This window comes from Salinisphaera sp. T5B8 (assembly GCF_040361255.1).
Taxonomy (GTDB): domain Bacteria; phylum Pseudomonadota; class Gammaproteobacteria; order Nevskiales; family Salinisphaeraceae; genus Salinisphaera.
The window spans coordinates 1-24,208 of sequence record NZ_APNG01000031.1; the positions used below are offsets into that span (position 1 = coordinate 1).

General features: G+C 58.7%; 20 protein-coding genes. 10 read left to right on the forward strand and 10 right to left on the reverse strand.

Going from position 1 to position 24,208, the window contains the following annotated elements; genetic code table 11:
• Positions 1–271: 271 nt before the first annotated feature.
• The 4 genes from T5B8_RS18660 to T5B8_RS18675 are packed head-to-tail and all read right to left on the reverse strand — an operon-like array spanning position 272 to position 8,486.
• Positions 272–5,161 carry a conjugal transfer protein TraG N-terminal domain-containing protein gene (locus tag T5B8_RS18660; RefSeq protein ID WP_353180854.1) on the reverse strand — a complete coding sequence of 1,630 codons (4,890 nt, stop codon included), beginning with the start codon at positions 5,159–5,161 and terminating at the stop codon, positions 272–274.
• Between the two features lie 21 nt (positions 5,162–5,182).
• Positions 5,183–6,562 carry a conjugal transfer protein TraH gene (locus tag T5B8_RS18665; RefSeq protein WP_353162874.1) on the reverse strand — a complete coding sequence of 460 codons (1,380 nt, stop codon included), beginning with the start codon at positions 6,560–6,562 and terminating at the stop codon, positions 5,183–5,185.
• 17 nt (positions 6,563–6,579) lie between these two features.
• A complete protein-coding gene (traF, locus tag T5B8_RS18670) occupies positions 6,580–7,545 on the reverse strand; it encodes a conjugal transfer protein TraF (RefSeq protein ID WP_353162872.1) in 966 nt (321 codons plus the stop codon).
• Positions 7,546–7,547: 2 nt separating this feature from the next.
• On the reverse strand, positions 7,548–8,486 hold the full coding sequence (locus tag T5B8_RS18675) for a DsbA family protein (RefSeq protein ID WP_353162869.1): 939 nt from the start codon (positions 8,484–8,486) through the stop codon (positions 7,548–7,550).
• A 129-nt stretch (positions 8,487–8,615) separates the two neighbouring features.
• On the opposite strand from T5B8_RS18675, the gene T5B8_RS18680 reads away from it, so the two are divergent.
• The 4 genes from T5B8_RS18680 to T5B8_RS18695 all read left to right on the forward strand — a co-directional run bounded on the left by T5B8_RS18680 (position 8,616) and on the right by T5B8_RS18695 (position 10,429).
• Positions 8,616–8,855: a hypothetical protein gene (locus tag T5B8_RS18680; RefSeq protein WP_353180855.1), complete on the forward strand. Its 240-nt coding sequence runs from the start codon at positions 8,616–8,618 to the stop codon at positions 8,853–8,855.
• Complete coding sequence (locus tag T5B8_RS18685) at positions 8,852–9,409, forward strand: metal-dependent hydrolase (protein WP_353162866.1); 558 nt, start codon at positions 8,852–8,854, stop codon at positions 9,407–9,409. The genes T5B8_RS18680 and T5B8_RS18685 overlap by 4 nt, the downstream gene beginning before the upstream one ends.
• Before the next feature lie 44 nt (positions 9,410–9,453).
• Positions 9,454–10,095 (forward strand): transglycosylase SLT domain-containing protein, encoded by a 642-nt coding sequence (locus T5B8_RS18690; protein WP_353162863.1) that lies wholly within the window; start codon positions 9,454–9,456, stop codon positions 10,093–10,095.
• A gap of 97 nt (positions 10,096–10,192) precedes the next feature.
• Positions 10,193–10,429: a hypothetical protein gene (locus T5B8_RS18695; RefSeq protein WP_353180856.1), complete on the forward strand. Its 237-nt coding sequence runs from the start codon at positions 10,193–10,195 to the stop codon at positions 10,427–10,429.
• Positions 10,430–10,738: 309 nt separating this feature from the next.
• Here T5B8_RS18695 and T5B8_RS18700 read toward each other — a convergent pair whose 3' ends face one another.
• Positions 10,739–10,951, reverse strand: a complete 213-nt coding sequence (locus T5B8_RS18700; RefSeq protein ID WP_353162858.1) for a hypothetical protein — start codon at positions 10,949–10,951, stop codon at positions 10,739–10,741.
• A gap of 283 nt (positions 10,952–11,234) precedes the next feature.
• On the reverse strand, positions 11,235–11,762 hold the full coding sequence (locus T5B8_RS18705) for a hypothetical protein (RefSeq protein WP_353162856.1): 528 nt from the start codon (positions 11,760–11,762) through the stop codon (positions 11,235–11,237).
• Positions 11,763–12,292: 530 nt separating this feature from the next.
• Here T5B8_RS18705 and T5B8_RS18710 point away from each other — a divergent pair.
• Genes T5B8_RS18710 through T5B8_RS18720 form a run of 3 tightly spaced genes read left to right on the forward strand, consistent with a single transcriptional unit; the run spans position 12,293 to position 14,296 of the window.
• Positions 12,293–13,477, forward strand: a complete 1,185-nt coding sequence (locus T5B8_RS18710) for a DNA replication terminus site-binding protein (protein WP_353162853.1) — start codon at positions 12,293–12,295, stop codon at positions 13,475–13,477.
• The gene (locus tag T5B8_RS18715) at positions 13,470–13,925 is read left to right on the forward strand and encodes a hypothetical protein (RefSeq protein ID WP_353162851.1); all 456 of its coding nucleotides are present in this window, start codon (positions 13,470–13,472) and stop codon (positions 13,923–13,925) included. Before T5B8_RS18710 ends, T5B8_RS18715 begins: the two co-directional genes overlap by 8 nt.
• Positions 13,926–13,963: 38 nt before the next feature.
• The gene (locus T5B8_RS18720; protein ID WP_353162849.1) at positions 13,964–14,296 is read left to right on the forward strand and encodes a hypothetical protein; all 333 of its coding nucleotides are present in this window, start codon (positions 13,964–13,966) and stop codon (positions 14,294–14,296) included.
• A 70-nt stretch (positions 14,297–14,366) separates the two neighbouring features.
• Here the strand turns inward: T5B8_RS18720 and T5B8_RS18725 are convergent, their stop codons facing one another.
• The 3 genes from T5B8_RS18725 to T5B8_RS18735 all read right to left on the reverse strand — a co-directional run bounded on the left by T5B8_RS18725 (position 14,367) and on the right by T5B8_RS18735 (position 16,648).
• A complete protein-coding gene (locus tag T5B8_RS18725) occupies positions 14,367–14,600 on the reverse strand; it encodes a hypothetical protein (RefSeq protein WP_353180857.1) in 234 nt (77 codons plus the stop codon).
• A 186-nt stretch (positions 14,601–14,786) separates the two neighbouring features.
• Positions 14,787–15,170 carry a hypothetical protein gene (locus T5B8_RS18730; protein ID WP_353162844.1) on the reverse strand — a complete coding sequence of 128 codons (384 nt, stop codon included), beginning with the start codon at positions 15,168–15,170 and terminating at the stop codon, positions 14,787–14,789.
• A gap of 41 nt (positions 15,171–15,211) precedes the next feature.
• Positions 15,212–16,648, reverse strand: coding sequence for a S8 family serine peptidase (locus T5B8_RS18735; RefSeq protein ID WP_353162842.1), 1,437 nt, complete (start codon positions 16,646–16,648; stop codon positions 15,212–15,214).
• A 523-nt stretch (positions 16,649–17,171) separates the two neighbouring features.
• Between T5B8_RS18735 and T5B8_RS18740 the strand changes: the two genes are divergently transcribed.
• Complete coding sequence (locus T5B8_RS18740; protein ID WP_353162840.1) at positions 17,172–17,933, forward strand: AbiU2 domain-containing protein; 762 nt, start codon at positions 17,172–17,174, stop codon at positions 17,931–17,933.
• A 142-nt stretch (positions 17,934–18,075) separates the two neighbouring features.
• Here the strand turns inward: T5B8_RS18740 and T5B8_RS18745 are convergent, their stop codons facing one another.
• Positions 18,076–20,799, reverse strand: a complete 2,724-nt coding sequence (locus T5B8_RS18745) for a DNA methyltransferase (RefSeq protein ID WP_353162837.1) — start codon at positions 20,797–20,799, stop codon at positions 18,076–18,078.
• Positions 20,800–21,278: 479 nt separating this feature from the next.
• On the opposite strand from T5B8_RS18745, the gene T5B8_RS18750 reads away from it, so the two are divergent.
• Positions 21,279–22,349: a hypothetical protein gene (locus tag T5B8_RS18750; RefSeq protein WP_353162834.1), complete on the forward strand. Its 1,071-nt coding sequence runs from the start codon at positions 21,279–21,281 to the stop codon at positions 22,347–22,349.
• A gap of 2 nt (positions 22,350–22,351) precedes the next feature.
• Positions 22,352–23,665 carry a TniQ family protein gene (locus T5B8_RS18755; protein WP_353162832.1) on the forward strand — a complete coding sequence of 438 codons (1,314 nt, stop codon included), beginning with the start codon at positions 22,352–22,354 and terminating at the stop codon, positions 23,663–23,665.
• Positions 23,666–24,208 lie beyond the last annotated feature (543 nt).

Genomic DNA, 24,208 nt, shown 5'->3' on the forward strand with positions numbered 1-24,208 from the left:
CAGTTTCGCTTGGCTCCGACAGACTGGATGCGGCGCTTTCATAGGACGCGGCTGGCGTACTGTCGGTCCAGTTCGTGTCGTATGAGTTCGCGGGTTCCCCGCTGTCCGCAGCGACGTATGCGCCAGGGGCGTCGCTCATGCCGTTGCTGCCATAAGCGGTCGAGTAAACGTTGGGTACAGCACCATCGCCGGCAGGGGCCTTCGCAGGCGCATCAGGCTCTGGCTCCCCCAGTATGCTTGGCTGCTCCGAAAGCTTCGGTTCGTTGCCGGCCTAGGCCGCAGACGGGGAGGGGTCAGACCAATTCATCTGGTCGGCCTGTCCGGCCCCTGAACTGTCTGTCGCTCGGAACGTGGGTGCTGCGCTATCTATCGCGCCCAAGCTGTTCGCGGCGCTTGATCGGGCTGTCGGCTGTGTGTTGGATCCTCGGTCACTTGAAGCGGTCGAGTAAACGTTGGGTACAGCACCATCGCCGGCAGGTGCCTTCGCAGGCGCATCAGGCTCTGGCTCGCCCAGTATGCTTGGCTGCTCCGAAAGATTCGGTTCGTTGCCGGCATAGGCCGCAGACGGTGAGGTGTCAGACCAATTCATCTGGTCAGCCTGTCCGGCCCCTGAACTGTCTGTCGCTCGGAACGTGGGCGCTGCGCTATCTATCGCGCCCAAGCTGTTCGCGGCGCTTGATCGGGCTGTCGGCTGTGTGTTGGATCCTCGGTCACTTGAAGCGGTCGAGTAAACGTTGGGTACAGCACCATCGCCGGCAGGTGCCTTCGCAGGCGCATCAGGCTCTGGCTCGCCCAGTATGCTTGGCTGCTCCGAAAGATTCGGTTCGTTGCCGGCATAGGCCGCAGACGGTGAGGTGTCAGACCAATTCATCTGGTCAGCCTGTCCGGCCCCCGAACTGTCTGTCGCTCGGAACGTGGGCGCTGCGCTATCTATCGCGCCCAAGCTATTCGCGACGCTCGATCGGGCTGTCGGCTGTGTATTCGATCCTCGGTTACTTGTTGCAGCCGCCATACCGGCCGGCCCGGGTTGCGGCGCAGTCGCCAGTTCGGGCACCGATCCGCGCGATGTGCTGTTGCTTGAGTGCGAGGCTATCGAAGTGTGAGTATTGACCCTATCGCCAGCTTCGGAGTTTTCGGACGACTCAGCACCGCCGGCCGTGGCCAGCGGGCCTGTCATCGTCCAGCTAATATCTTGTTCTTTGCCATCACGCGCGTTATCTGGCTCAGCGGCATTGAGATCAGGCGTCAGACTTGCATTTGAATCCGTCGCCGTTTGTGGGTTGAGCACTGGTTGTGACTCATTGAGCCGAGGCGCATTGGCCTTGCCCGAATCAGCTGGTGTCGAGTCATTGGTGACCGAATAGCTTGCGAAAGATGAGACTTCGTTCGCTAGCGGGTGTGCGTTTTCTTCAAACCCAGCGGACATACCGTTCTTTCGATCTGGCTCGATAGATGACTCGAATCTTGTGGGCGCTATATGAGCATCTGACTGCTCGGTTGCGGGCGAGGTCGTCGCGGCAAGCGGCATTGGATCAGTTGACGCTGTTGTCTGCCCCTGACCGTACTGCGAGGGATCGGCGTTAGGAATGCTATCTATGGACGGGACGAACGGCTCATTCGCGTTGTCGTTTTGCCCTCTGCCGTCGGCGCGTAAGGGGGTGACGGTATCAATTGCCCCTGTCTGTTCTGAGTTCGTCTCCGACAGAATGCCGTCCAGCGCTTGGCCGTTGGCCTGGGTGGTGGCCGTAGATCCGTCGTTCGGGCTGGTTGTATCGTGGTTAGTGGTGATTGCCGGCGCTCCCAAGTTCGTTTCTTGTGCGCCCCTATCTGATTGTCCGGACGCCAGAGCACTAGGGCGTTGATCCGACGAGCGGGTCGACTCATCGTTTGAGCCGCCCTGTGGGGGCATGAAGCCGTTCAATTCGTGGCCCGGTGAGTACGAGGCAACGCCAGATTCTCTGTTCGGAGCTAATGCCTGGCGCTCAGGAAATGTCTCGTACGGATTGCTCAGGTCGCCGACTCTTTCAAGGCGTAAACCATCCTCACCGCCTTCAAAGGCCGCCTTGTCCAATGATTCGCGCACCTGCGGGTCGAGCTTTTCACCCATGGCATCAGTCTGCTTGGCGTAATCAACGTCAAAGCCCAGCGCACGCGCGGTTTTTTCGCCCATCCACCCGCTCTCGCTCAATGAGTCGAGTGCTCGATCATCCAGCCCAGCTTGGCTGGCCCTGCGTGCGTAGTATTCAGCCTGGTCTTCCGGTAGGTTATGGCTTAGAGCCTTGTCAAAGTGCTTGTAATACTGCTCGGCGGCACGGTCGTTCAGGCTTTCTTGGAAACCGGCCTTCCCCGTGAAAGCGTCCTTCGCAGCGCCTAGAACATCCCTCATGTTCTTGGCGGTCTCTGTGGCCCCGCCACCTGCCTGGGTTGCGAATTGAGAACTGGCTGCACGGTTATTCTGCTTCTCAATCTCGTCTCGAGTCCTCGATTGATCTTCGGATTTAAACGCTTCGAAACTGGGATTCGACGCTGCCCTAATATGATCGGTCCGATCTTGATAGTCGCCTTGCAACGACTGATCGCTCGGGCCACGAGATTGCTGCTGTGCATGAGCAAGCCCCATCGCGGCGTTGCCGCGTACTTGGTCTGCCTGCGGCACCCGCATATCCTCGACCGCGCTAGAGACCTGTCCTTCGACACTACCCTGCTGCGGCACATGGTCATCGGCAATATCAGCGTTGCTGCTCGCGCGATCGCCAAAGGCTGGGCCGCCGATCTGGCCAAAGGTCTGCGCTAGTGCCGAATTGGCGGTGTCTTGGAGAATGCCTTGCGCGCTCGAACTGAGTCGGCTGGTGTCGGCATACTGGTTCTGGCCGTTCGCGGTCAGCAACATTGCATAGGATTCTGCCGCGTCGCGGTCGCCGCCCATCTGACGAACAGTATCTTCGCCTGAGGGAGAGTCCATCCATTGATCCACTGCGCCCTTGAGGCCCGTGCTAGTGATAGCGGATTCCAGTCGCGCGTTGGCATCGCTGTTTGCCGCGAGGTTTTTGCCGGCCTTAACGCCGTCCACGTCCTGTCGTGTACCGACAGTGACGCCACTGGTTACGGCCTCGTTGTATTTCTCCGTGGCCGAGTATGACTCTTGGGCTGCTTCTTGAAGCTGCTTGTCTTCCGATAGACCCGTGCCACGCGTGTAGATGTTCTCACTGCCTTGCGAAAATTCCTTCGCGACCTGCTGGCTGTACTGCGCATTCCAGCTTTCGTCCTCGCTAAATTTGCTCGTCAAGTCATCTGCGAGTGCCGTTGCCTCGGTTTCACTGAGCTTCGTGTTTTGTTGAATATTGGTTTTGAGTGCTGCCTGGCTGCCACCTGCCGCGGCTTGTGCGCCGAATGCCGCAAGCGTTTCGGTCGAAAGCCCTTGCGTGTGTGACCATTTATCAGACAAAGACTCCGCTTTCTGGCGCAACATGCTCTCTGATGCAGAATTGCCCACGCGTGTCCCTCTGCCGAAGCTGTACGACTCCCCGCCTTTCTGTGAGGTCCCGGACATTGCGCTCACGCGCTGTCCTAGCATCGAGCTGAAATTGCTGGTCGCTGCGTGCATCGCCTCTTGGCTCGATGCTGTTTGTTGAGCGTCCTGTGCCGACCAGGAGAAAGACGTCATCGCACTCTGCGCGTCCGAGCCATGAAGCCCACGCTCGGCATCCCACTGTTGCATAGAGCCAAATTGAACTGGCGCTGGCGTACTGGGCGCCGCTTTGCTCTCGTCGATATGATCCTGCCCGGTCATCTGCCCAGCGACGTTCGTAAGCGCGTAATAGCTGCCGCTGACAATGAACAAAGCGATGATCGGCACGCTCGAGGCCAGCATTCCGCCAACGGCGAGCTGGTTCTGAATGATCCCGTCCCACTGGGCCATTCCCGTGATGCTCATCGGTTCCGTGACCACCGCGGCGAGCACTGAGCTGATTTTCCCGGCGGTAGCTGCGTGCATATAGTGGTTCACGATCGCCATCACTGGCATCCACATCTGGATCCATAGCGCGAGCACGAGATATTTGCCGATCATTTTCATGCCCATCACGCCGAGGCCTATGACCAGCCCCATGACAGGAGTGAGCGCATAGAACAGGGCCTCCATGAAGGTCATGAAGGGCTGCACGCTGGTTTCGAACACGCTTTTCTGCGCTTGCCATTGGGCATTGCGTCGCTGCACGGCTTCGTTGACGATCGCGGCCATCACATCCTGCTTAGAGCTGAGATAGTGCTGCACAGCCGCATCGCCATAGATGGGTGTGAGGTAGACCGATTTCAGGTAGGTATCGATATCGACACCGTACTGCTCGATGCCATCCATGGCGTTCTGTAACAGCTGGTCAGTGGTCAGGAAGGAATCAGGCGCCATAAAGGCCTTGATGTTCTCCTTCGCTGCGGGCAGAAACGTCGTTTTCGTAAAATTATCGAGTGCAATGAATGCGCGGTCACAGCTGAGTGTCTGGGGGGCGCCCCCGATGTAGATCTTGGTGTAATAAAAATCGTCGTTTGCGAAGTGGAGTGCCTCGGGCAGAGGACTGTTGAGCACATCATCGAGGCTCATGCCAACGCTCGGATTCTGTTCATGCAGATCGATAGCGGTAAGCGTGCATTCGCGAACATAGTTCGACCATGACTTTTCGACATCCGATCCGGCGACCGGACTGTTCGCCTCACCTGTGTTGATGCGGTTGAGCATGGCCTCGCGCGCAGCCTGCAAGCGTTTAAGGCTCATGCCATAACTTTGTTCGGTCATGGCCGGGGTACTGAAGCCTGTCTCGAACAGGGTTGTAACGCTGTAGCCGGCGCGTGAAAGCACGCTGCCCGCCGCAGCCACGCCGAAAGGCACGTTATCGACCGGATAGACTTGGCCGGAGTACATATCCTCAACATTCACGCGCACCTGCGGTCCGAACATGATCATGTAGACCACGAGGCCAACCATGGCCTCTTGCCACTGCATGCCACGCCCTCCCGAGAGCACACCTTGAACCGCTATGAGGAGCACGCCCAGCCCGAAGCCGATACGTACCAGCGTCGCGAAATCCCCTGTGCCGGTGACCATGGCAACGGCGTTAAGAATGCCGGCGAGAAATTCACCGTCTCCAATCGAATAGATGTCCCACATGACGGTCGGCCTTTACGAGATTCAGTTAATCGAGACGTTCTTCTGTGAACCACTGGCCACGTAGGGCCGCACGCTCTGTTCGGACAGATAAGCTTGGTATTTGGTAAGCAGGTCGGTTTTGGCGTACTTGTCCTCGAACATCAGTGCGTCGCGCTGAATGGCAACGCGGGCCTGGTAAATCAGCTCATTGGCCTGTTGCGCATAGGCGTGTTCTTCGGAGGCAGCGGCGGCCTGGGCGGCCTTAGTGGCCGAAAGCAGTAGCTCTCGGGCCATATCGAGCGCTATATAGCGGGAGGTTTCCTCGACGAACATCACGGCTGCCGCTTCATTGGCCGTGGCTAGCTTGCGCAGAAAGGTGCCGTAGGAGCCCGGCAACGCGATGATGAAAGCCTTTTCCTGATTAAGCGGGGAGGAATCGAGGTGGGTCATCTTATGGACGATTCCGGGGGTGGTGCTCGTACCAAGAAGCATCTCCTCGATACGCTGCGCGAGTCCTTTGAGCTGGACAGTACGGGTCTGCACCTCGAGACAGCCGTTTGCGGAGTTATCCGATCCGACGCAATCCAGAACCGTTACTTCGCCACCTTCGATCAGATCCTGTAAATCGATAGTGCTCGGCGCAGTCATCGTCGGGTTGGATTCGCCCTCATCGTCAGACTCGACGCTGTTCTGCACGATGACAGTGCCGGTCATCGACATGATCGCCTCGAGCATGCTCGTGTCGCCGTATGTGAACCACGACTGGACCGCGCCTTTGTTCAGCGCGCGCCATACCAGGTTGCCGGTGATACGTTCGCTCGTTTCTTGCGGGGCCGTCTGTTGGGCCGTCTTCGAAGGATCAGTGTCGAACATCGACTGGAAGGTGTCGCCGTAGTTGCCCGCGGTCTGGGCGATCATGCTGTTTTCCTTGGTTAGCGTGCCCTTCATCGCCATGACCGAATCGGTGACGATGCCTTGGGCTGCCTCGCAGGAGTTCAGCGACATCTGGTTGAGCGCCTGGAGCTTCTTTTGCAGTGATTCGATGGTCGCCATACACGTTTCGCACATTTCCTTTAGTGCGATCTGGAAGGCATAGCCCTTCGCATTGGAGGCGACCGAGCGAAACAGGTTGACCAACCGGTCGGCGCTGATGTAAGAGAACGAGCCGCCGAACAGATCGATGCCGCCGCAGCCTGCGCCCACAGATGGGGGCACGACCGAGAGAAGGTTCTCGTTCATAATCTTGTTGCGTCCACTGTACGAGCCACCGGAAATGACGCCGCGCCGTTGCGTCTCATACACGCCCGGCGCGGTAAAGTTCGACATATCATCGAGCATCCCCTCCATCTCATCGTTGAGGTCGGCCCAGGCCGGCATTGACGCAACGAACAGGAGGGACAAAGCGAAGACCAGATATTTCATGGGCGTATCCAGTGGACTTACCGGGTGGCGTGGTCGAATGACTCGACCAGACGTTCAGGATTGGTAGTGATCTCGTCGCTGATTGCGATGTCGGAGAAATCCGCACGGCGTTTGGTCGCGGGACGGGTCTGTTGGTAGCGGGCCGGACTGATCCAGCCGCGCTGTGCTGCAACCGCGAGCATCCGGGTCTTGAGCTCTTCGACACTCATCAGGCCGTGCGCAATGACCTGCATACCGTTCGGCGGGTGGGCCAGCACAAGGGCCGGCGTTGCTTCGATCCCGAGTTGGCTTGCGACGCCACGATCCGGCACGAAATCAGGGAAGGGGTTGCCGGGTAAGGGCAATCCATCGGTGGAGACCGGCACGATGCGTGTGCCATAGAGGCGCTCAAGCGTCTTGAGCACTGAAACCTGCATCGCGCAGTACGGGCAGTTCGATTCGAAGAAGAACATCAGGCCCGTTTCGCCGGCCATCTCGCGCAGCAGCTCGTCCTGCGTCAGCGTGGCCTGTTTCTGCATGGTCTGGACGAATGCCGTGCCCTGCGGATACTGGGCGTACTCATCCAGCACCGCATCGCCGTTGACGACTTGCTGGGTGGCGGTGGCGAAACGCTCTGCCTTGTCGATCGAGACACGCTGGAGATAGAGATACGCGCGGATATTGGTCTCGGTCGGGTTGTCGATCGCCTTCTGCCTGTACTTCGGGAGATTGATCGTAAGCCACTCCGAGGACAGGGGTTCAGGGCCAGCCGGCTCGGGCTGAGGCGCCGGCTCTGGTGTGATCACAACCTCTGGCGGTTCCGGCTCCTTGATCGGTTCAGGCTCGACCGGCTCCGGTTCCGGCTCGTACCAGAACCAGCCTTCGGCGTGATTGCCGTAGAAGCCGTGATTTGCGAGGCCGGCCGGCTCAGCGCCGGACGCGGAGAAGGCCATCAGCAATGCTGCGACGCTGGCGGCCAGGGTTGGAATTGAGCGCACGGCCATGTCTAGGCCCCGCCCAACATCTTGTCGAACAGCGGCGAGAAGTGAGCCAACGGGCGTGCACCGTTTAAACGGACTGCCTTGCCGCTGTCGTTGTTGATAATGACGTTGCCCGGCGTGCCGCGAACGCCAACGACCGACGCATCCTGAATGTCTGCATCGATCTCCGCGATCAGCGCATCGCGATTGCTGTCGACGCAATCGCGCACCGCCTGGGGTTCGAGGCCGAGATCGCTGAGCACGGTATCCATCGCCACACGCGACAGGCCGCGGCCGTTACCGCCGCTCTGCTCGAATACCGAATCGACGAACTGCCAGAAGGCGTCGTTACCCCCCTCACGGGCGACGCATTTACTGAGCAACGCTTCATCCTGTGCGACCGGGTTGTGCATGGCCAGTGGCAGGTGGCGCAGCACGACATTGACACGCCCTTCGTAGAGATCCGGTACACGCTTGATCGTGTCCTGATGACGTTTGCAGAACGGGCACTCGAAATCGTCGTAGACGATCAGGCTGACCGGCGCATCCGGGTCACCGAGGATATGGTCACGTTCGGCATCGACGGCTCGCACACGGGAAACAGGCGTGCCCTGCTGCGCGTTCCCGGCACTGGGAACAGCCCGTGGTTCGCCGCTCTCCTGGGCGCTCGACTTGGCGATCTTGCGAATCGACTCACGCACGCGTCGATCCAGCGATTCGTCGTCGGTACCGGCCGCTTCCATTGCGATGCCGACGAGTTTCTTGATCCGGGCTTCGAGTTGTTCGTCATCGATGGGTGCTGCTGCCGAGGTGTTCGGCTGCGACTCGAGAAGATCGAGCCGGGTAGTCAGCGATCCGCCGATGAACGCCGCGACTGCGATCATCGCGCCGAACATCATCAACGCGAGGCTGGCGAGCACTACGCTGGAATTGAAGTAACCGGGTTCGCGAGCAGGATTCGACATCGTATTGTGAGGTTTTCAGGGGTGCCGATAGTGTCTATCGCGACCCTCTGCCCCACGGTCTCGCAAAACGCTCAAAATTGACGTTTTTCACTACCCTGGTCTTGCTCTCACGCGGCTAGTATTTGCCGCATGAAAACGACAATTCCGACGTGCAGGACGCGCGAACACGAGATCCTCGTCCTGCTCCAACAGGGGCCGCGTGCTTTGAGCACGTTGGTGCAAAAAGTCACGTTCACGCGGCACGACTGCCGGGTGCGCGCCCTGTTGTTTGCGCTTTGGGCTAAGGGCGAAGTGACATGGGGCGATGACGGTCTTTGGCGCCTCACGCCGTTGGGTGCGAATGCAATCCGTCTGGATGTTGCGTCGTGACAAAGTGGGGCCATCTGCTGACCTCAACCGGCTTCGGCATCCTTGGCTATCGCGCGCTTGTAGGCGCCAACCCAGAGCTGAGCGTTGTGCAGACGCTGGACTGGTTCGCCGCGGCTGGTGCGCGGGGCGATCTGTCCAATGCCCCTCAGACGGCGTTCGCCATGGCGTGCGCCGGCGGCGTTATAGCGGGTTCCCTCGCGCCGGATCGCATGGAGTTCCCCCTGTTCGGCCGGCTGTTTGGTCGGGTGTCGCTGATACCCCATCGAACGCTGACCCACTCGCCGTGGCTGTGGGTCGCATTCCTCTTTGCCGGCCTTGTCGCGATACGGCAAACCCACGCCTGGGGCCTGCTGTTTGCCTGGCAATGGGTCGGTTTCAGCGCCTCTGGCCTGCTTCACCTGATTATCGACATGGGCTCGATGAGTGGCATACCGCTGGCCAACCCATTCGGCCAGCGTTACTCGCTTTCCCTGTATCAGACCGGCGGCCTGCGTGAAGTGGGCTATGCCGTCGCGATCGGCGGCGGAACTGGCCTGCTCGGCTGGTTTTTCTAGGCCGCTTTCGCGGCCGTGTTCTCGAATTCGATTGGAACTGAATCATGCGTAATGTGCTGCGTGCCGGAATCTTCGGCTTGTGCATTCTGACGAGCGCTGGTGGCGTACAGGCGAGCGATTTAACGGGGCTGACGCCAAATGAGATCCGATCGATCTTTCCCGATATGGGTGGCGCGACCCAGAGCTCGGTCCCAGCCGGACGGTATGGCTCGCTGATCGCACGTGTGTCCCAGGCATTGGGCATGGACGCGTTTCTCGTTGATGCCGTGATCTATCGCGAGAGCAACTACCGCGCTGATGCGGTCAGCCATGCGGACGCCATCGGCTTGATGCAGCTCATTCCCAAGGCAGGCGCGGCCGACGCCTACGCGCACCTGTACGGCCATGCAGGCCAGCCGACACGCGCCAGTCTGATGCAGCCGGATATCAACGTTTGGCTGGGTACTGCCTATCTTCAGCTGCTGGAGCGCCGCTATTTCAGCGAATTTGCGCAAGAAGTTCGAATTCCACTCGTGCTTGCCGCCTACAACTGGGGCATCGGTCGGATCCTCAAGGCCGCCCCACCGCCGATGATCAGCCGCGGCGAAGTGCTCGCATGGATCGCCGAACATTGCCCGGATGAAACAAAAACCTATGTGAGTCGCGTATTGTCTGCCTACGACAGAGCACGCTTGGCCTCCCTGTAGGGACGGGAGAGTCGGCAAGCGTGCGCGAACCGCCGCGAATGTCGGTTCAAAAAGGGGTAAGACGATGGGTACCAATTCACCCGAAATTAGTGCGTCCGTGGAGGACGTACTCAGCGCGTGTCAGCGCCTTGTTTCGCAAAAGGCGTCTGCTTGTCACGATGCTGGAAAGGACAGTGACCGGAGTGCTGAATTCGCACGCGCCTGTTTCGAGCAGTATGTCGAAGGCGTCGCCGACGTCATGGACGCGATCGGGTCGAATCAGCTGGGCGACACGATGCGCACGTTCGCGCAGTACAAGATGCAGCAGCTCAAGGAGCTGCCCCGCCACCACTGAGCTTTGGCGTTAGGCAATAAAAAACCCGAGACACATGCGTGCCTCGGGTTGGTCTTCTGCTAGCTTCCAGGTCGGGATGCACAATCGTCCAAGCAGGAATGCTTCGATGATTGGCTTTTCCGTTGACGTTCTTCCTGTTCCTCGCGCTTGGAAATCACTGATATATACAGGACTCCAAGAGCCAGAAGAACGGCAATGATCTGGATGGCCAGGATCACATAAGTCGCCATAGCATGTCTCCGCTACGTGCTTTCACGATAAGAATAACAAAACCGCGCATGTATGGCCCCATCCTTTCAGATGAGGCGTTCATTGTCGGTCTTGCTCGTCATCATCGAGAGCCAGTAACGCGTGCGCGATCACCTGTAAGGCGATCCACGCGAACACGCTGGTACCCATGATCCAAGCCGGACTCGTGAAGAAGACCGCGCTGAAGCCCGTGCCACCGACTATCCACCAGGCAAGCCGGATGACCTGGGTGGCAAGGCTTTCACGCACATGCCTTCGAAATCGAAGTCTCATGTTGCACCTCCATTACCGGCGTCCCGGCGTTGTGGTCACCGGGATCGCGGCGTCCCGCGTGGTGAAGTACCGACGGGATGGAGACGCAGCTCCCCTGTCGGGGCGGTGTCACCACCCCGACAGGGTTCGTTGTGCTGTTGCTTGTTACTCGAGCAGCTATCGAGGCCGGGGTTTACACGCGGGCAACGTGTCGTTCGAAACGAACGAGATTGCGATCAGGCTAGCGAATCCGCGATGTAGCCAGCGGCCGGAAAACGCGAAATTCGGCACCTTATGGCGACGCTCAGAGTTGTGACTGTTCGCGTGATGATTTGGCTTGCGCCTGCTGGCGCTTCATGTCGCTGGCACGCTCGAAATATTCATCGGTGCGGTAAAGCACGGTCATGGTATGACTCATGTGCTTGGCTTCGGCGACGACGGCGATATTGCCTTCGCGAAAGGTCGCGCTGCGGCTGCCGACAAACGGATCTTTTTCGCTGACCAGAGGGTATTTGTTCTTCAAGCCCGCCACGATCTCGGCATAGCGGCTCTTGCGCAGCATCATCAGGGCACACACGAGCACATTGTCTTCATTGAAGATGAAAGCGACCTTATCGAGACCCTCGATACCCAGGCCATCGCCCATGGCGATCAGGATGGGTTCGCCCGTCACTTCGTCGGGGTTGCCGATCACGACACGGGTGCGCTTACTCAGATCCAGCTCCACTGAATCCGGCGACGCTGAGCCGATCACCTGACCAAATGGGGCGACCTCGGCTGAGGCGGCGAAAGAAAACAGCGCCAGCAGCGCGACAGATAGTATTTTTCTCATGGACAGCCTTTAGTTCTCGTTTCGTTTGCCGGCGTGCTGTGTCGACGCACCAACCGATGTTGGTCGACACGCGCACCGGATTAAGTAGAGATCGCTTGTTATTGATGTGGGTCGGAAGGTTGATTCTTGACCGAAGCCGAGAATCTGCAACTCCTTTGGCAGCGCCGCGTTAGAGTGCAGCAGTGCCTATCGACCAGCGGGCCTGAGATTTGAACGTCCCTGCCCTATCGGGAACGGATTGGTCCGAATTTATACCATCCCCCAAACCCATCTAGCCCGCCCGATCCGTTCGTTCTGGCTGTTTTCTTCGTCGCGACTTTCGAGGCGTTCGCTCCCCACCCTTTTGCCGAACTGATCGATCGTTTGTATTGCGCGCGCCACTCAAGAAACAAAAAAAGGCCCATAAAGGAAGACATAAAGCGCCCAGAAGGACGCTATGACGCTGCGGCTGATCCAACCCGCACGGCTAGACTGCATGCCTTTAGGGGATGGTATAAATGTAAGGTCTGTTTCGAACTGGGAAGACCCGCATGGCTGGAGCGAATGACAACCAGGCGCGCATAGCGGCAATCACGGCTACCCAAGCTGTGCGGGACGCCACGCGTATCGCCCTGGATCGGCTGCATGAGTGCGCGGTAGATGCACAGGTGTTCGAGATTCCGGTGCAGGATGAGCGCGAGGCGCTGCCGCCCACGGCCGGCGTGATGCCGCGCTCGGGCGATGCCGGCATTCAGGCCGCACTGGCGGCACTGGCCGCGCTCGACTACGCGGAATGTCAGCACCCCATGGCCACGGTGCGGTGTCCGGGTGTGCTCGTGGTCGATGGCGACGCAAAGAGCGTCGTAAACGAACTGAATTCACGCAAGCGCGAGCTGCGGGCGGCAATGTCCGCCTTTGGCACGAGCGGCTGGTACACCTGGCGTGCAAATTTGCCGGACTGGGCGCACCTGAATCGGCTACAGGCCTACCGGGAGTGGCATGTCTACGATGCGCCGCGGCGCCGTGTCGGGCTGAGCTGGGCCGGGCATGGCCATAGTATCGAGCAGCTGCGTATCGGCGCCTTGATCGCGCGCTTGGAAAAACAGAACCGCACCCATGGCCATGTCCATATCGAATCCGAGCTGGCTTTGCTTGCCGGGTTCGATCCGGACGAGGTGGTGGTCATTCGCAAGCCGGTCGCCCCGAACCCGGTGGCGAATGTCGTGGACTTCAACAACCGCCGTCGGCTGGTCAAGAGCGCCCTACCCCTGATTGTGCCGGCACCGATGCCGACAATCGGCGCCCTGGGCGACTTCGTTGCCGGCGAAAGTACGCGAGCCACTCGCGAGGATCTGGCGATCGACACGCTGCTGGTCGAGCACTGGCACGCGTGGCGCTACCGCGCGCCCTATCGCTTTCGCCTACCTGCCGATCCGGTGAACGCACGGCTCGTAGTCGATGACGAGCTGCGGCTGACGGCTAAATCCGGCGCTTCCCGGCCGTTCCAGCCGCCGGGCATCGATCAGGCTGAGGTGCTGCGCGCGGCGCTGAGCGCGGGCCGCGGGCCTTTACCGGGGAATCCGCCCCTCGATGGCGCTGGCGTGCTGCGCGCCACGGCCGCAAACCGTGCGCATGTCTATCTGGTCAGCTCTGATCAATCTGTCTGGCGTGTGCCGATCGGCGATATTACAACCGTGCTGTCCGGTTGCGACGCGGAAGGTGTGACTTATGAATGAACCCGAGCAAATGCCTGATGGCCGCTGGCTGATAATCCTGCCCGACGGCCGTGAGGCAACCGGCGATGCGCCGGAGGCGCTCAAGCGCATGGCCACTGCCATGCGCCAGGCCCGCGATGCGCGAGACATCTTTCTGGACACCTGGAAGGTCGCCGTGCGCACCGCCGGGCCCTCGTTCTTCGAGGTGGCTTCAGATGCGATCGAGACGGCGACCGACAAAGACCAGCTACGCCCGGACATCACCGCGATCCGTGAAAACGCGGGCGTGGTGTCCGGCGGCGAGAGGCGTTTCCTATTCGCCCTGGTGAGCTTCTATAACCGCGACGTGGCCGCAGAGCTCAGCAAGGTTTATGACGAATCAGGCAACGTCGGCGAGCTGGCCTCGCAGATGGATCGCGATCGTCTGCACCTGATCGCTGATTTGATGCTGTCCTATGGCGGTTGGTGAATCTTGGCGTGACAGCGTAGTTGCGCCAACATGGCGCAATGAAAGAAGAAAACGAACAAGAAGCGATCTCGCCGGGGGCCGTGCTCGAGCGCGTGGTGTTCAGTAACCGTCGCATCGTGTTGAGCTTCGATGGCGGCGATCACACCTTACAGACGAAATGCGCGATCTATCGGCGCGGGCGCCTGTATCTGCGTACCCACAAGAGCTTTGCGGGCGAGATTGTTGCCCAGATTGGGCAGTCAATCACGGACATCAGCGATGACGATACGCGGGCACGAAAGCGTGTGACGTTCGACAACGAGGCTCAGCTGCTATTGGGCACCTTCTTCGATCGTTCGCACGCCCGTCGCACACGGCGAACCACAACGTAGGGCACAAAAAAGGGCGACCTGGTAGTCGCCCTTTCGCGTGTAGTGCCGGTCGCCCAGCAATGATCGATCGCTAGTTCGGCATGACGACATGCCATCCGTCATCGGTGTTCTTCACGACGGTATCCATCGAGCGGGTGTTGCGTTGACCGCTGATCACCACTTCGCCGGTGAAATTGACGCGATAGTCGCCATTGTCGAGTTCCTTGGATTCGAGGATCTCGATATTCTCGACCGATAGGTCTTCCGGCGCGGGCTGTCCCATGCGCCGCAGCATGTCTCGGTCACCGCCCATGGAGACAGCCATTTCTTCGGCCTGGCGAAGCTGTGCACGGCCCTGTTCTTGAATAGAGGCCTGGATGTCTTCGGGGCTTGGCCCGCCGCTGCCCAGCCCACGAGGGCGAGCAGCAAGCCAGAGAGGGCGAATAGACGTAGCTTCATTGTCGGATTCCTTGTACTTGGTATTGATTGGTGGTGCGTAGCTCGCAGGCGGTTATCCTGCTCGGCGACTCGGCATATCTACATGCCAGCCATTGCCTGTGTGTCGGGCCTTCGTGACGACCTTTTCACCGTCGATATCGTGATCTCCGATGTCGATATCGATCGTGAACGTCAGCTCATAGTCGCCATTGTCGAGCGCCTTCGATTCGAGGATTTTCACGTTCTTGAACACGATCTGCTCGGGATCGTCATTGGTCACCTTCCGTATTTCAGTCGTAGCCCCAGTCGTTCGGGGAAGGTCTCGAGCGAAGCGCAGCTGGGCTCGCATCTGTTCCTGCATCGAATGGGCGATGGCCTCGGGAGACGGGTCACTGGAGCCACAACCGACAAGGTTTGCTGCGGTGACGAGCGCGATAGCGATGTGACGAATTTTCATAGTGCCTCTGGTTCTCTTTTTATTGCGAGTGCGGGATCGAATTAAGCGCGGGCGCCGTGTTTGACGACGACGCAGTTCGCCGGCGACATCGAGAATTCGCCTCTCACGCTGCGCCAGTAGATTGCGGTATCGATGTTGCGCGTCGCACTCCAGCTGGTGAACATCATGCAACCGTTCGGCGCCGGCGCCGTGGGCACCATGTAGAGGTCATCACCGATCTCGATCGCGTTGTCAGGCACACGACGTTCCGCGGCCGCACGCGCAGTACGAGCCATGGCGACAACGGGCTTTTCGGCCTTTGCCGGCTCGTAAACGAATGTCGCCCCAGCTTCGAGGGCGGCTTCCAGATTCACCAGACCGACCCCGAAGATCGGGTCATAACCCGGCTCGCCGAGATCCGTTGCCGTGTCCATTAGCAGCTGCACCACGGCCGCGCCGTCGAGCTCGGGATAAGCGCGACGAATCCGCGCGACTGCGCCGGAGATCACGGGCGCGGCTGCCGATGTGCCCGTGAACGACGAGAGCGCATCGTTCACGTCGGTGCTGACCATGCCGGCCTCGATCTGACCGAGCGTGGGATAGTTGCAACCGGGCGCGTGATCGCCGTAGATACGGTCGATGTCCTGCGCGGCACAGAGCAGTAGGCCCGGCGCCACGATGAAGTGCGTGACCGCCTCACTCGGGTTGTACCGATGAGTCGCGTTGTTCGAGAACGACGCCATGTAAGCATCGGGTTTCTGCCCGCCCAAGGCACCGACGGTCAGCGCCTGGCCCTGATACTCGGGCCAGTCGACCTGAGAGGCGAAACCGACAACGCCCTTGCCGTCATTGCCGGCAGAAATCACCACGACCCAATCGTCCTCCGCGATGCCCGTTTTCAGCGCAGCGTTGACGCGACTGGCTGGGTCCAGCGGATTCCCGTCGTATGCCGATAAGGTCATGCTCAGATTCAGCACATCAGCGCCTCGTCCGAGCAGATGCTCGATCCCCGCTGCGACGGCACTGTTGGGCAATGACTTGGCGGTGTTCTCGTCCACTGCCATCGCAGCACGCACCAGCATCAGGCCGCTGTTGGGCGAGATACCCACGTTGTCGCCGCCAGCCAAGGACGCCACGGCCGTGCCATGGTTACGAAAGCCCGCTACAGGCTCGTCGTAAGGAACGTCGTACGGCTCATCGAATTCGCTCAGGCCATCGAAGTAGTCGAGCACACGATCGCTATACTCCGAATGCTCGAGGTTGAAGGCGGTATCGATGATCGCGATCGTGTCGGGATCGGACAGTGCCGGCGCGGCCACGTCCTGGGCCGCCGCGGGGGCGTTGATCATCTCAAGTGTGTCGGTGTCATAGGCGACGTATGCCGGCACAGGGTCAGGCGCTCGACTCGCGCTCGACGAATCGCTGTCGTCGCCTCCACCGCCACCACTGCTACAGGCGGTCAACGCCACCACGCTCAGCCCCAAAATCCAGTGCTTCATTCGAACCTCGTCAGAAAGGCGCGCCGGTGCCTCACGCGGCGCATATTGTTGTTTGTTGGGAAGATCGGCCTTATAGCCGCGCCTCGCCGCGTCTAAAGCGAGTTCCGACGAAGGGGTGTCGGATCACTTGGGGCGAGTTTCTGACAGGTTGGGGAATCTGCAAGGGCGTAAAAGTGCCCTTTCTGACGCTTTATCGCAGCCCGCGATGGCAAGTTAACCGATTGTGTTGCAGTCGAGTAAAGCGATTAACCCGCTTATCGCTATTCGGATTGTTTGAGATGCAGCGTGCTTTGCGGGCGCTCGTAAACCGATTGTGCTACGAAACTTAAACCGTAAACCAATTGTGCGCCTGTGCCCTGATCGACATCATTGCGAAGCGGGTCGCATGTAACGGCTGCTGTCGGCCAACAACGTACATCCGCATATCGACGACGCGCACTCGATCAGCGCGGGTGCTGGTACGGCACTGAAGAACATTGATGCTAAGTTCGAGCGGGTATTGCAAATAAAAGTGCTAGTTCCGATGGAAGTCAAAGACACGGTCGAACAATTAGACGCTTACGCCGAAGCGCTTTTGATCGAGCTAAGAGACATGGACGCCCGGCGCGCGCTGTTACGTCCGCTTTTAGAGGACGCCGACCTTCGAAACAATCTCACGGGAAAGATGTTGCGCGACTCAGGGGGAGCTGCGTTTCAACGGCTGACCACGATTCTGGTACAGGACTTAATCAGAGATATTTATAGGCTTTTTGCGGACGCTGGAAAGAAGTCAATCAGCTTCAGAAATATCATTCGAAAAGCAAGTCCGAGTAAGGTTCAGGAACAGCTGAGAGAGAACTTTTGGTTTCGGCCATACGAAGACATACGCAGAGAACTCGACTTTTTGACGGAATTTCCTGATACGCCTCCAAACGGCATTAACATTAAGACGTATAGAAAAAACGAACGGATTTTCAACGATATTTTTTGCGAGCTTTGGGCCCGGTCAAGAAACGCACTTGACGATCTTGATACTTCTAGTGAGCTTGATTGCCTAAAGCAGTTCCGAGACAAACACCTTGTCCACAAAGAGATAGTCTCGACGGGTCGCGGCAAGGGACCGGAAAATCTAGGAGATTTGCCGTTTACTTTCTCGTCGGCTTCCAAGTTTGCCGACACGTATATACCTAATGCGCGGGAGTTATGTTTTCTATGCGGCCGCAGTTGGCTCAATAGAACTTCGTATCAGAGTGGTCAATTGACTAGCGCATACAACATGTGGAATGCATTCTTAAAAGGCACCTAATCGATTATAGTGCTCGCGGTCTACAAATCGATCGCAGTGGGGGCCGCTTTGGGTCGAGATAGGTCGTTGGGCCTAGCCGAATGGAGCCACCGTTTAGTCAGCACAGGCTGCCTGCCGCCGTGGCAATAACTGCGCATTCTGTTCAGTGCGACTCAGCAGATTCGGTGAGCTTGGCGTACTCCTCGAACAGGAAGGCTACGCGATCGGCATCGCCCGAGAATTTCTTCCGGGAATAGGCAGCGTCCACTGCGCGATCAAGGGATCGGTGCGCCCCGAACAGCGCCGGCGGCATGGTCAGGGGGTCGTAGAGATCCGCCAGCGCAGTTTCCGGATACTGGGCACGCGCATCGAGCACCCCTTGCGCCGCCGCCTCAACCGCGCCTTGACGCTTGGCCGAGACAGATTGCGGCCACGGGAAGTTGTTGTAGACGATGTCTTTGGAATACCGAAAATCGCTTTTCAACCGTCCGCAGGTATAGCGCATCCAGGCCATGTGCATGGCTGAGGTGATGACGCCGAAGTGAAACAGGCTGGCACCCGGAATGGCATTACAGCTATCGGCCACGATGTCGTATCGCGAGAAGAAACCAAACGGCACGTAAAGTCGGCGTTCCGACGAATGCCGCGGCACGAGGATGTAATCGCTGTCCGGTTGGGCGATCTGGCAAAAGACAGACGGTGTCTGCGCGAATCGCCGGGTGCTGGCGGCCCTGCTCGCTTCTCGAAACGCCTTGACGGCGGCGATGCGTTCACGTGTCTTCGGGCAGGCGGCCAGAACTTTCGGTGGGCAGTCCACCAGCCAGAGGCAATAGCGTTTCTGGTTGTTCAAGAACTGGCGGGCGCTTACGAAGGGCAGCACATACGGGGCGATCGCAGGCTCATGTTCGATCAGCTCGTTGCGTTCATCCTCGCTGAGCAGCAGGTTCCCGCCGTCGCGGGGCATATTGCCGAATCGCAGCTTGGGCACATCGCACAAGGGTGTTGATCGATTCGGCAGGAATACGGTCGGGGCGCCGACCAGGTACGGGTTGATGTTGTCGACAGTCATCGCATCGGGCGCACTGTCGACGGTCTGGTAGTCGTAGAGAATGCGCGGGCTGGTCGTATCTAGACCGAACCCGATGATCACGCAGTGGACGGCGGCCGCGCCGCGGGCTTCGTTAGACCAGCGAAACGTTCGGTGGGCAAAACTTATCGACATGCCGAAGTCCTGGATCATCGGGCGCCAGAGCAGACCCACTTGCTCGCCCTGGGTGATCGAGTTGGTCGACACAAAGCCCACGTCGATGTGGGTGCCCTCGACAAACTTCGCGGCGCGCCAGTACCAGCAGGCCACGAAATCAAGCACCCCAGCACCTCTGAGGTCGGAAAAGGTCGTTGCCATATCGGAGCGTGCCGAGTCGGTCATCACCATGGCGCCCGAGAAGGGCGGGTTGCCGATGATGTAGCTCAGCTCGTCCCTGGGTACCACATCCTCCCAGTCCAGACGCAGTGCATTGGTGTTGTGGATATGGGGTGTCGCCTGCAACGGGATACGAGCGAAGTACATGCCGAATTCTTCGCCGACCTTCACGTTCATCTGGTGATCGGTCAGCCAGAGCGCAACTTCGGCGATGCGCGCGGGAAATTCCTCGATCTCGATGCCGTAGAACTGATCCACGTCGACCTTGATGAAGTCTTCAACGTCCAGAGAAAGCTGTCCGGAGCCGGACGCAGAGGCGCGCAGGACATCGAGTTCGAGTTCGCGCAGCGCATGATAGGTCACGACGAGGAAATTGCCGCAGCCACATGCTGGATCGAGGAATTTGAGGGTGCGCAGCTTGCGATGGAAGTCGGCTAGCTTGTGCTTGTTGTGCCTAATGCGCTCGAACTCGGCGCGAAGCTCATCGAGAAACAACGGCTTGATGAGCTTCTCGATGTTCTGCTCGCTGGTGTAGTGCGCGCCGAGGTTGCGCCGCGCTTCGTCATCCATGATCGACTGGAACATCGCGCCGAACACGGCCGGGCTGATTTGGCTCCAGTCGAGGCTGCAGGCGTCGAGCAACGCGTCGCGCATCTGGCGGTCGAACGCCGGGATAGGCAAGAGCTCAGCAAAAAGATCGCCATTCACATAAGGAAATTCGGCGAGCTGTTCGTCGAGGTTGGCCTGGCGTCGATCGCGAGGTGTGTTGAGCACCTGGAACGCATGAGAGAGCTTGCCGCCCAAGTCCGATCCGTCTTCGGCCGTGCGATCCTCCAACCACAGTCGGAATGACTGGGCAGGCTGAATGATACCGGTGTCTTCGGCGAACAGGCAGAACAGCAGGCGCACGAGCAGCATTTCGAGCTCGTGCCCCTGATAGCCGGACCCCTTGAGTCGGTCGTGCAAGCGGCCCATGCGCTCGGCCGCGTCGATGTTGACCGGATCTTCTGGGCGAAGCACCTGCGGCTTGTAGCCGGCGATGAAGCTGAACCGCTTGATCTGTCTTGGCAGCTCGGCGAGCTCGAACTCGTGTTCAGAGTCGTTGACGAGATCGTGCAGGCGGATGCGGGCGAAGTCCGACACCACAATGTACTGCGGTAGATCTCGTGGCTTGAGATAGGCGGTGTAATCGATGGCCTGGGCGAAGGCGGAATCCAGATTCTTGCCTCGCGATTTGTGCTCGGCAATGAGCGTTCCGGGCCAGAAGCAGTCGATGTAGCCGCCGGCATCACCGAACTTCTCGACATGCTGTTCGAACGTCGCAACCTGACGACGTTTGACGCCGAACACGTCGAAAAAGTCGTTCCAGAAACTCTGGGCTTCGGCGCGCTCGCTGCTCGCATTCGCCCACTCGTGCGCGAAGGCCGTCGCCCGGTCGCGAATATCATTCCATGCTAAAGGCAAGCTCCCCCTCCTTGAGCTCATCGTCCGGGTGGGTGGACCATAACGCCGCCCCGCCTGTGTGTGCATTGTGTCGAGACCCTGCCGCAGGGCCAAACTGATGAGTTAGTAACGCTAAGCTGCGTCGCAAGTCGACTAACGCCGAGCTTGCGCGACAACGGCGTGACTGCGCAATCTAGCCGCGGCGAGAATACTAAATTCTTTCGTGGAGATACGTGTCGCAGTGGTAGGAGCGGTGATTCTCAGCGCCGATGTACATCCACGACGCGATATGACGCCGGCTCTAACCCGACCGCTACACTGGGTGCTATCGGTTACCCGGAGCCCAAGCAGATCGATCAGCTTCATGCCTTACGGCCGCTTTGGGTCGTAATCGGCTGGTAGTGAATCTCGTGACCATCGGTTCGGCTCCGTCTATATCGCCACGTGCGAACGCTACTCTATACCGGGGTATGGTCGCTCCTACCTCGAGGATTTCGGCGATGAGTAACGCCAAGAGCCTCATTCGTCAAACCAGCCGCCAACTGCGAAGTTTGGTGCTGGACCATCACCGGCAAACCGATGTCATCGAGGAGTTGAGAACGTTTATGACGTTTGGCGAACCGGGCCGCGTTTTTCTCGTGGTCGGACCTGGCGGTGTAGGCAAGGCCTCGACAATGCGCGCGCTGCGCAGGTCGCTCCTCAAAGACTGTGCGGTGGATGATCTGTACCACGCAGTTCGCGTTGATGCGCATCCGCCAGCCAATGGCACGTTCAACTGGAAGAGTTTCTGGAAAACCGGTCTCCTCACCCTGCATGACCCGCTCGCTGGGCAGCGTCGGAGAGCGTCCGAGAATCCGGGCCTCGTGACCGAATTCGTGCGCAACTCGCGGTATCGAGGTGAACCTGATTATCGCGCTGATTTTTCGAACGCACTGGTGCAGCGCAATGTAAGGCATCTGCTGATAACGCACGGCGAGGACATGCTCCAGAGAGGGCGCCCGGGTGCTGCAGTGGAGCAATTGCGAACGCTAGCCGCTCTTCTACGGAACGAGGCTAATCGACCTTCGTTCATCGTCGTCAGCGGGACCTATGAGCTGCTCCAAATGTGCCGGCGAGACCCTGCGCTCGACCGTATGACACACGTCGTTCATATGGGGCCGTATGACGCGACCAACTCGTTCGATCAGCAGGAGTTCGTAAGAATCCTCAAATCCTACGAAGACGCGTTAGAACAATGCCCCGCCGGCGTGCTGACGGAAAATCCAGGGCCGTTATTTCAGGCGAGTTCAGGTTGTATCGGCTGGATCAAACAGGTGCTGAGCGATTCGGTTTGCTGGATGGCCAAACGTGGCGGGCATTCGCTTACGTGGGCCGATATCGAAGCGGCGTTCAAGGATCGTCGCGTGTTGGCGAACCTCCGTGAGCAGATCGAACGCGGCGAGCGAGCGCTGCCAAAGCATAACGCCGGGCGGTCGTCTGAACCGGTTCATCAGGTGGCGCGAAAGCGCTCGCAAAACCGTCGGGTGGGCGAGCGTAATCCTGCCCGTGATCGCGTAGGGCCGGAAGATTAGCGATGGAGTCCGTAAAGCTATTTCAATCGATACAACCGTTCGGGCGAGGTACTGCCGAGGTTGAGTCACTAACCAGCTATTTAACGCGTTTAATGGCAGCCCATCGATGTACGGCGGGCGCCTTATTCCGGATCATGGAGCGGGCAACCGGCGTTCGTCTCGAAAACATGCGTACAGCGCTTGTTACCGCGGACGGTCGAACGATCAACAGCTACGGGAACGTGCAGGCCGATGTAACGAAAAGTTTGGCGAACTTACTCGACGATAACGACATCATCGACAGTACATTGGGTGAAATCGGCACCCCTTTTGCGCGTAATGGTGCGAATGCTGTGAAGGTTCACCGCCATTGGTGCGCCCACTGCTACTTGGAAAGCCGCCGTAATGAGGACGAGCCGTTTGATCAATTACGTTGGCAGGTAACAGACCTCACTCATTGTCCGATACACGGCAGCGAGCTGTCCGTTCGCTGCCCCAGTTGTGGCAAGACACAAAACGCTATCTCGATTCGTTGGGCGGTCGATCTATGCGCGCATTGCAATGAATTTCTTTGGAGGAATCCGCCGACACCCGGGTGTTCTGATCTGGATCGCCCGTATCAGCAGTGGCTCGCGCAGCAAGTGGGCCGGTTGATCATTGAGAAAAAAGGCCTCCAGGGTCGGCTAAATGGGCGAGAGTTCAGACTCTTCCTAGCTGAAATGCGATCTGCGCGAAACATGTCCTATTTGAGTCTGGCGGATAGGTTCGCGTTTCCGTTACAAACACTCGAGAAATGGGCATATGGAGTGACTCTGCCGACTCTTAGATCGTTTTTTCGTCTCTGTGCCAATATGCAAATATCGCCCGTGGACATACTGCATGATCCACTAACGGCGGCACACCAGCTGGAGCTGCCCTTTACGTCTGGGCGAATCTATAAGCTCAGTCGCGACGCGCCGGTTCGAAGGCACGACAAGAAAAACATTGAAGCCGAGGTCCGAGCTGAGCTTCGGAAAGACGACGCGGAATTGCGATCGATAAAAAGACTATCGCGGGACCTGAATTGCCCCGAGGCAACACTCTACTATTACGCTCACGAGGCAACGAAAACGCTAACGACCAGGCGTAAGCGCTTTCAAAAGCAGTTAAAGCGCGGGCGCAACGAGTCTCATATACGAGTCGGGAAGGATGTGATCCGCCGCTTGCGAGAGGAGGGGCTCCCAGTCACACGGCGAGCTGTAGCGGCGGAGCTAACCCGTCGGTGCTGGACCTGTAGTGAACACGAGGCGAAGGCGCTGTTCCCGACTCTTATGTGGCTCATGTTTCCGGAGCGTTAACTGGGGGAGCGAGCCGGTGCCGTCCATTAGCAGCAAGGTCGCTAGTGATTATGTACGGCCCTCAGTGGAACCTCATTGGGCGGTGTTCGTAGGCTATCGGTTTCAATAAACCGCAAGCTAAGGAGCGATTTTCGCTTCACTCTGGACGAAATGCTGGAGCAGAAACGGCTCGCCGAGCTTTGTACATAATCCAGAGGTTGCATTCTACTAATAGAGCGCGATGCGCGGACGTGCTCGTCCTCTTCTCGCGAGGTCCCTTAGGAGCGTGGTTCTGTATACGTTTCGTGGTTTCTAAAATGTTGCGAGCGATCGTCTTAGATATGCTTGGTAGAGTAGTTCGTACACGTCGTTTCAGCAGTCCTCTGTGAGTAAGCGCAAGTGATAGGTCCCGGCTTTCGGCAAAAAACTAAAGATGTGGCTGCAGAACGAGTTGCGCATCGTTGCTCAGTTTGTGATAGGCCTACTCTAGGTCCAAGTGAAGATTCCCGTAAGTCGTTCAGCGTCGGCGAGGCAGCGCATATAAGGGGGGCTCAACCGGGTGCT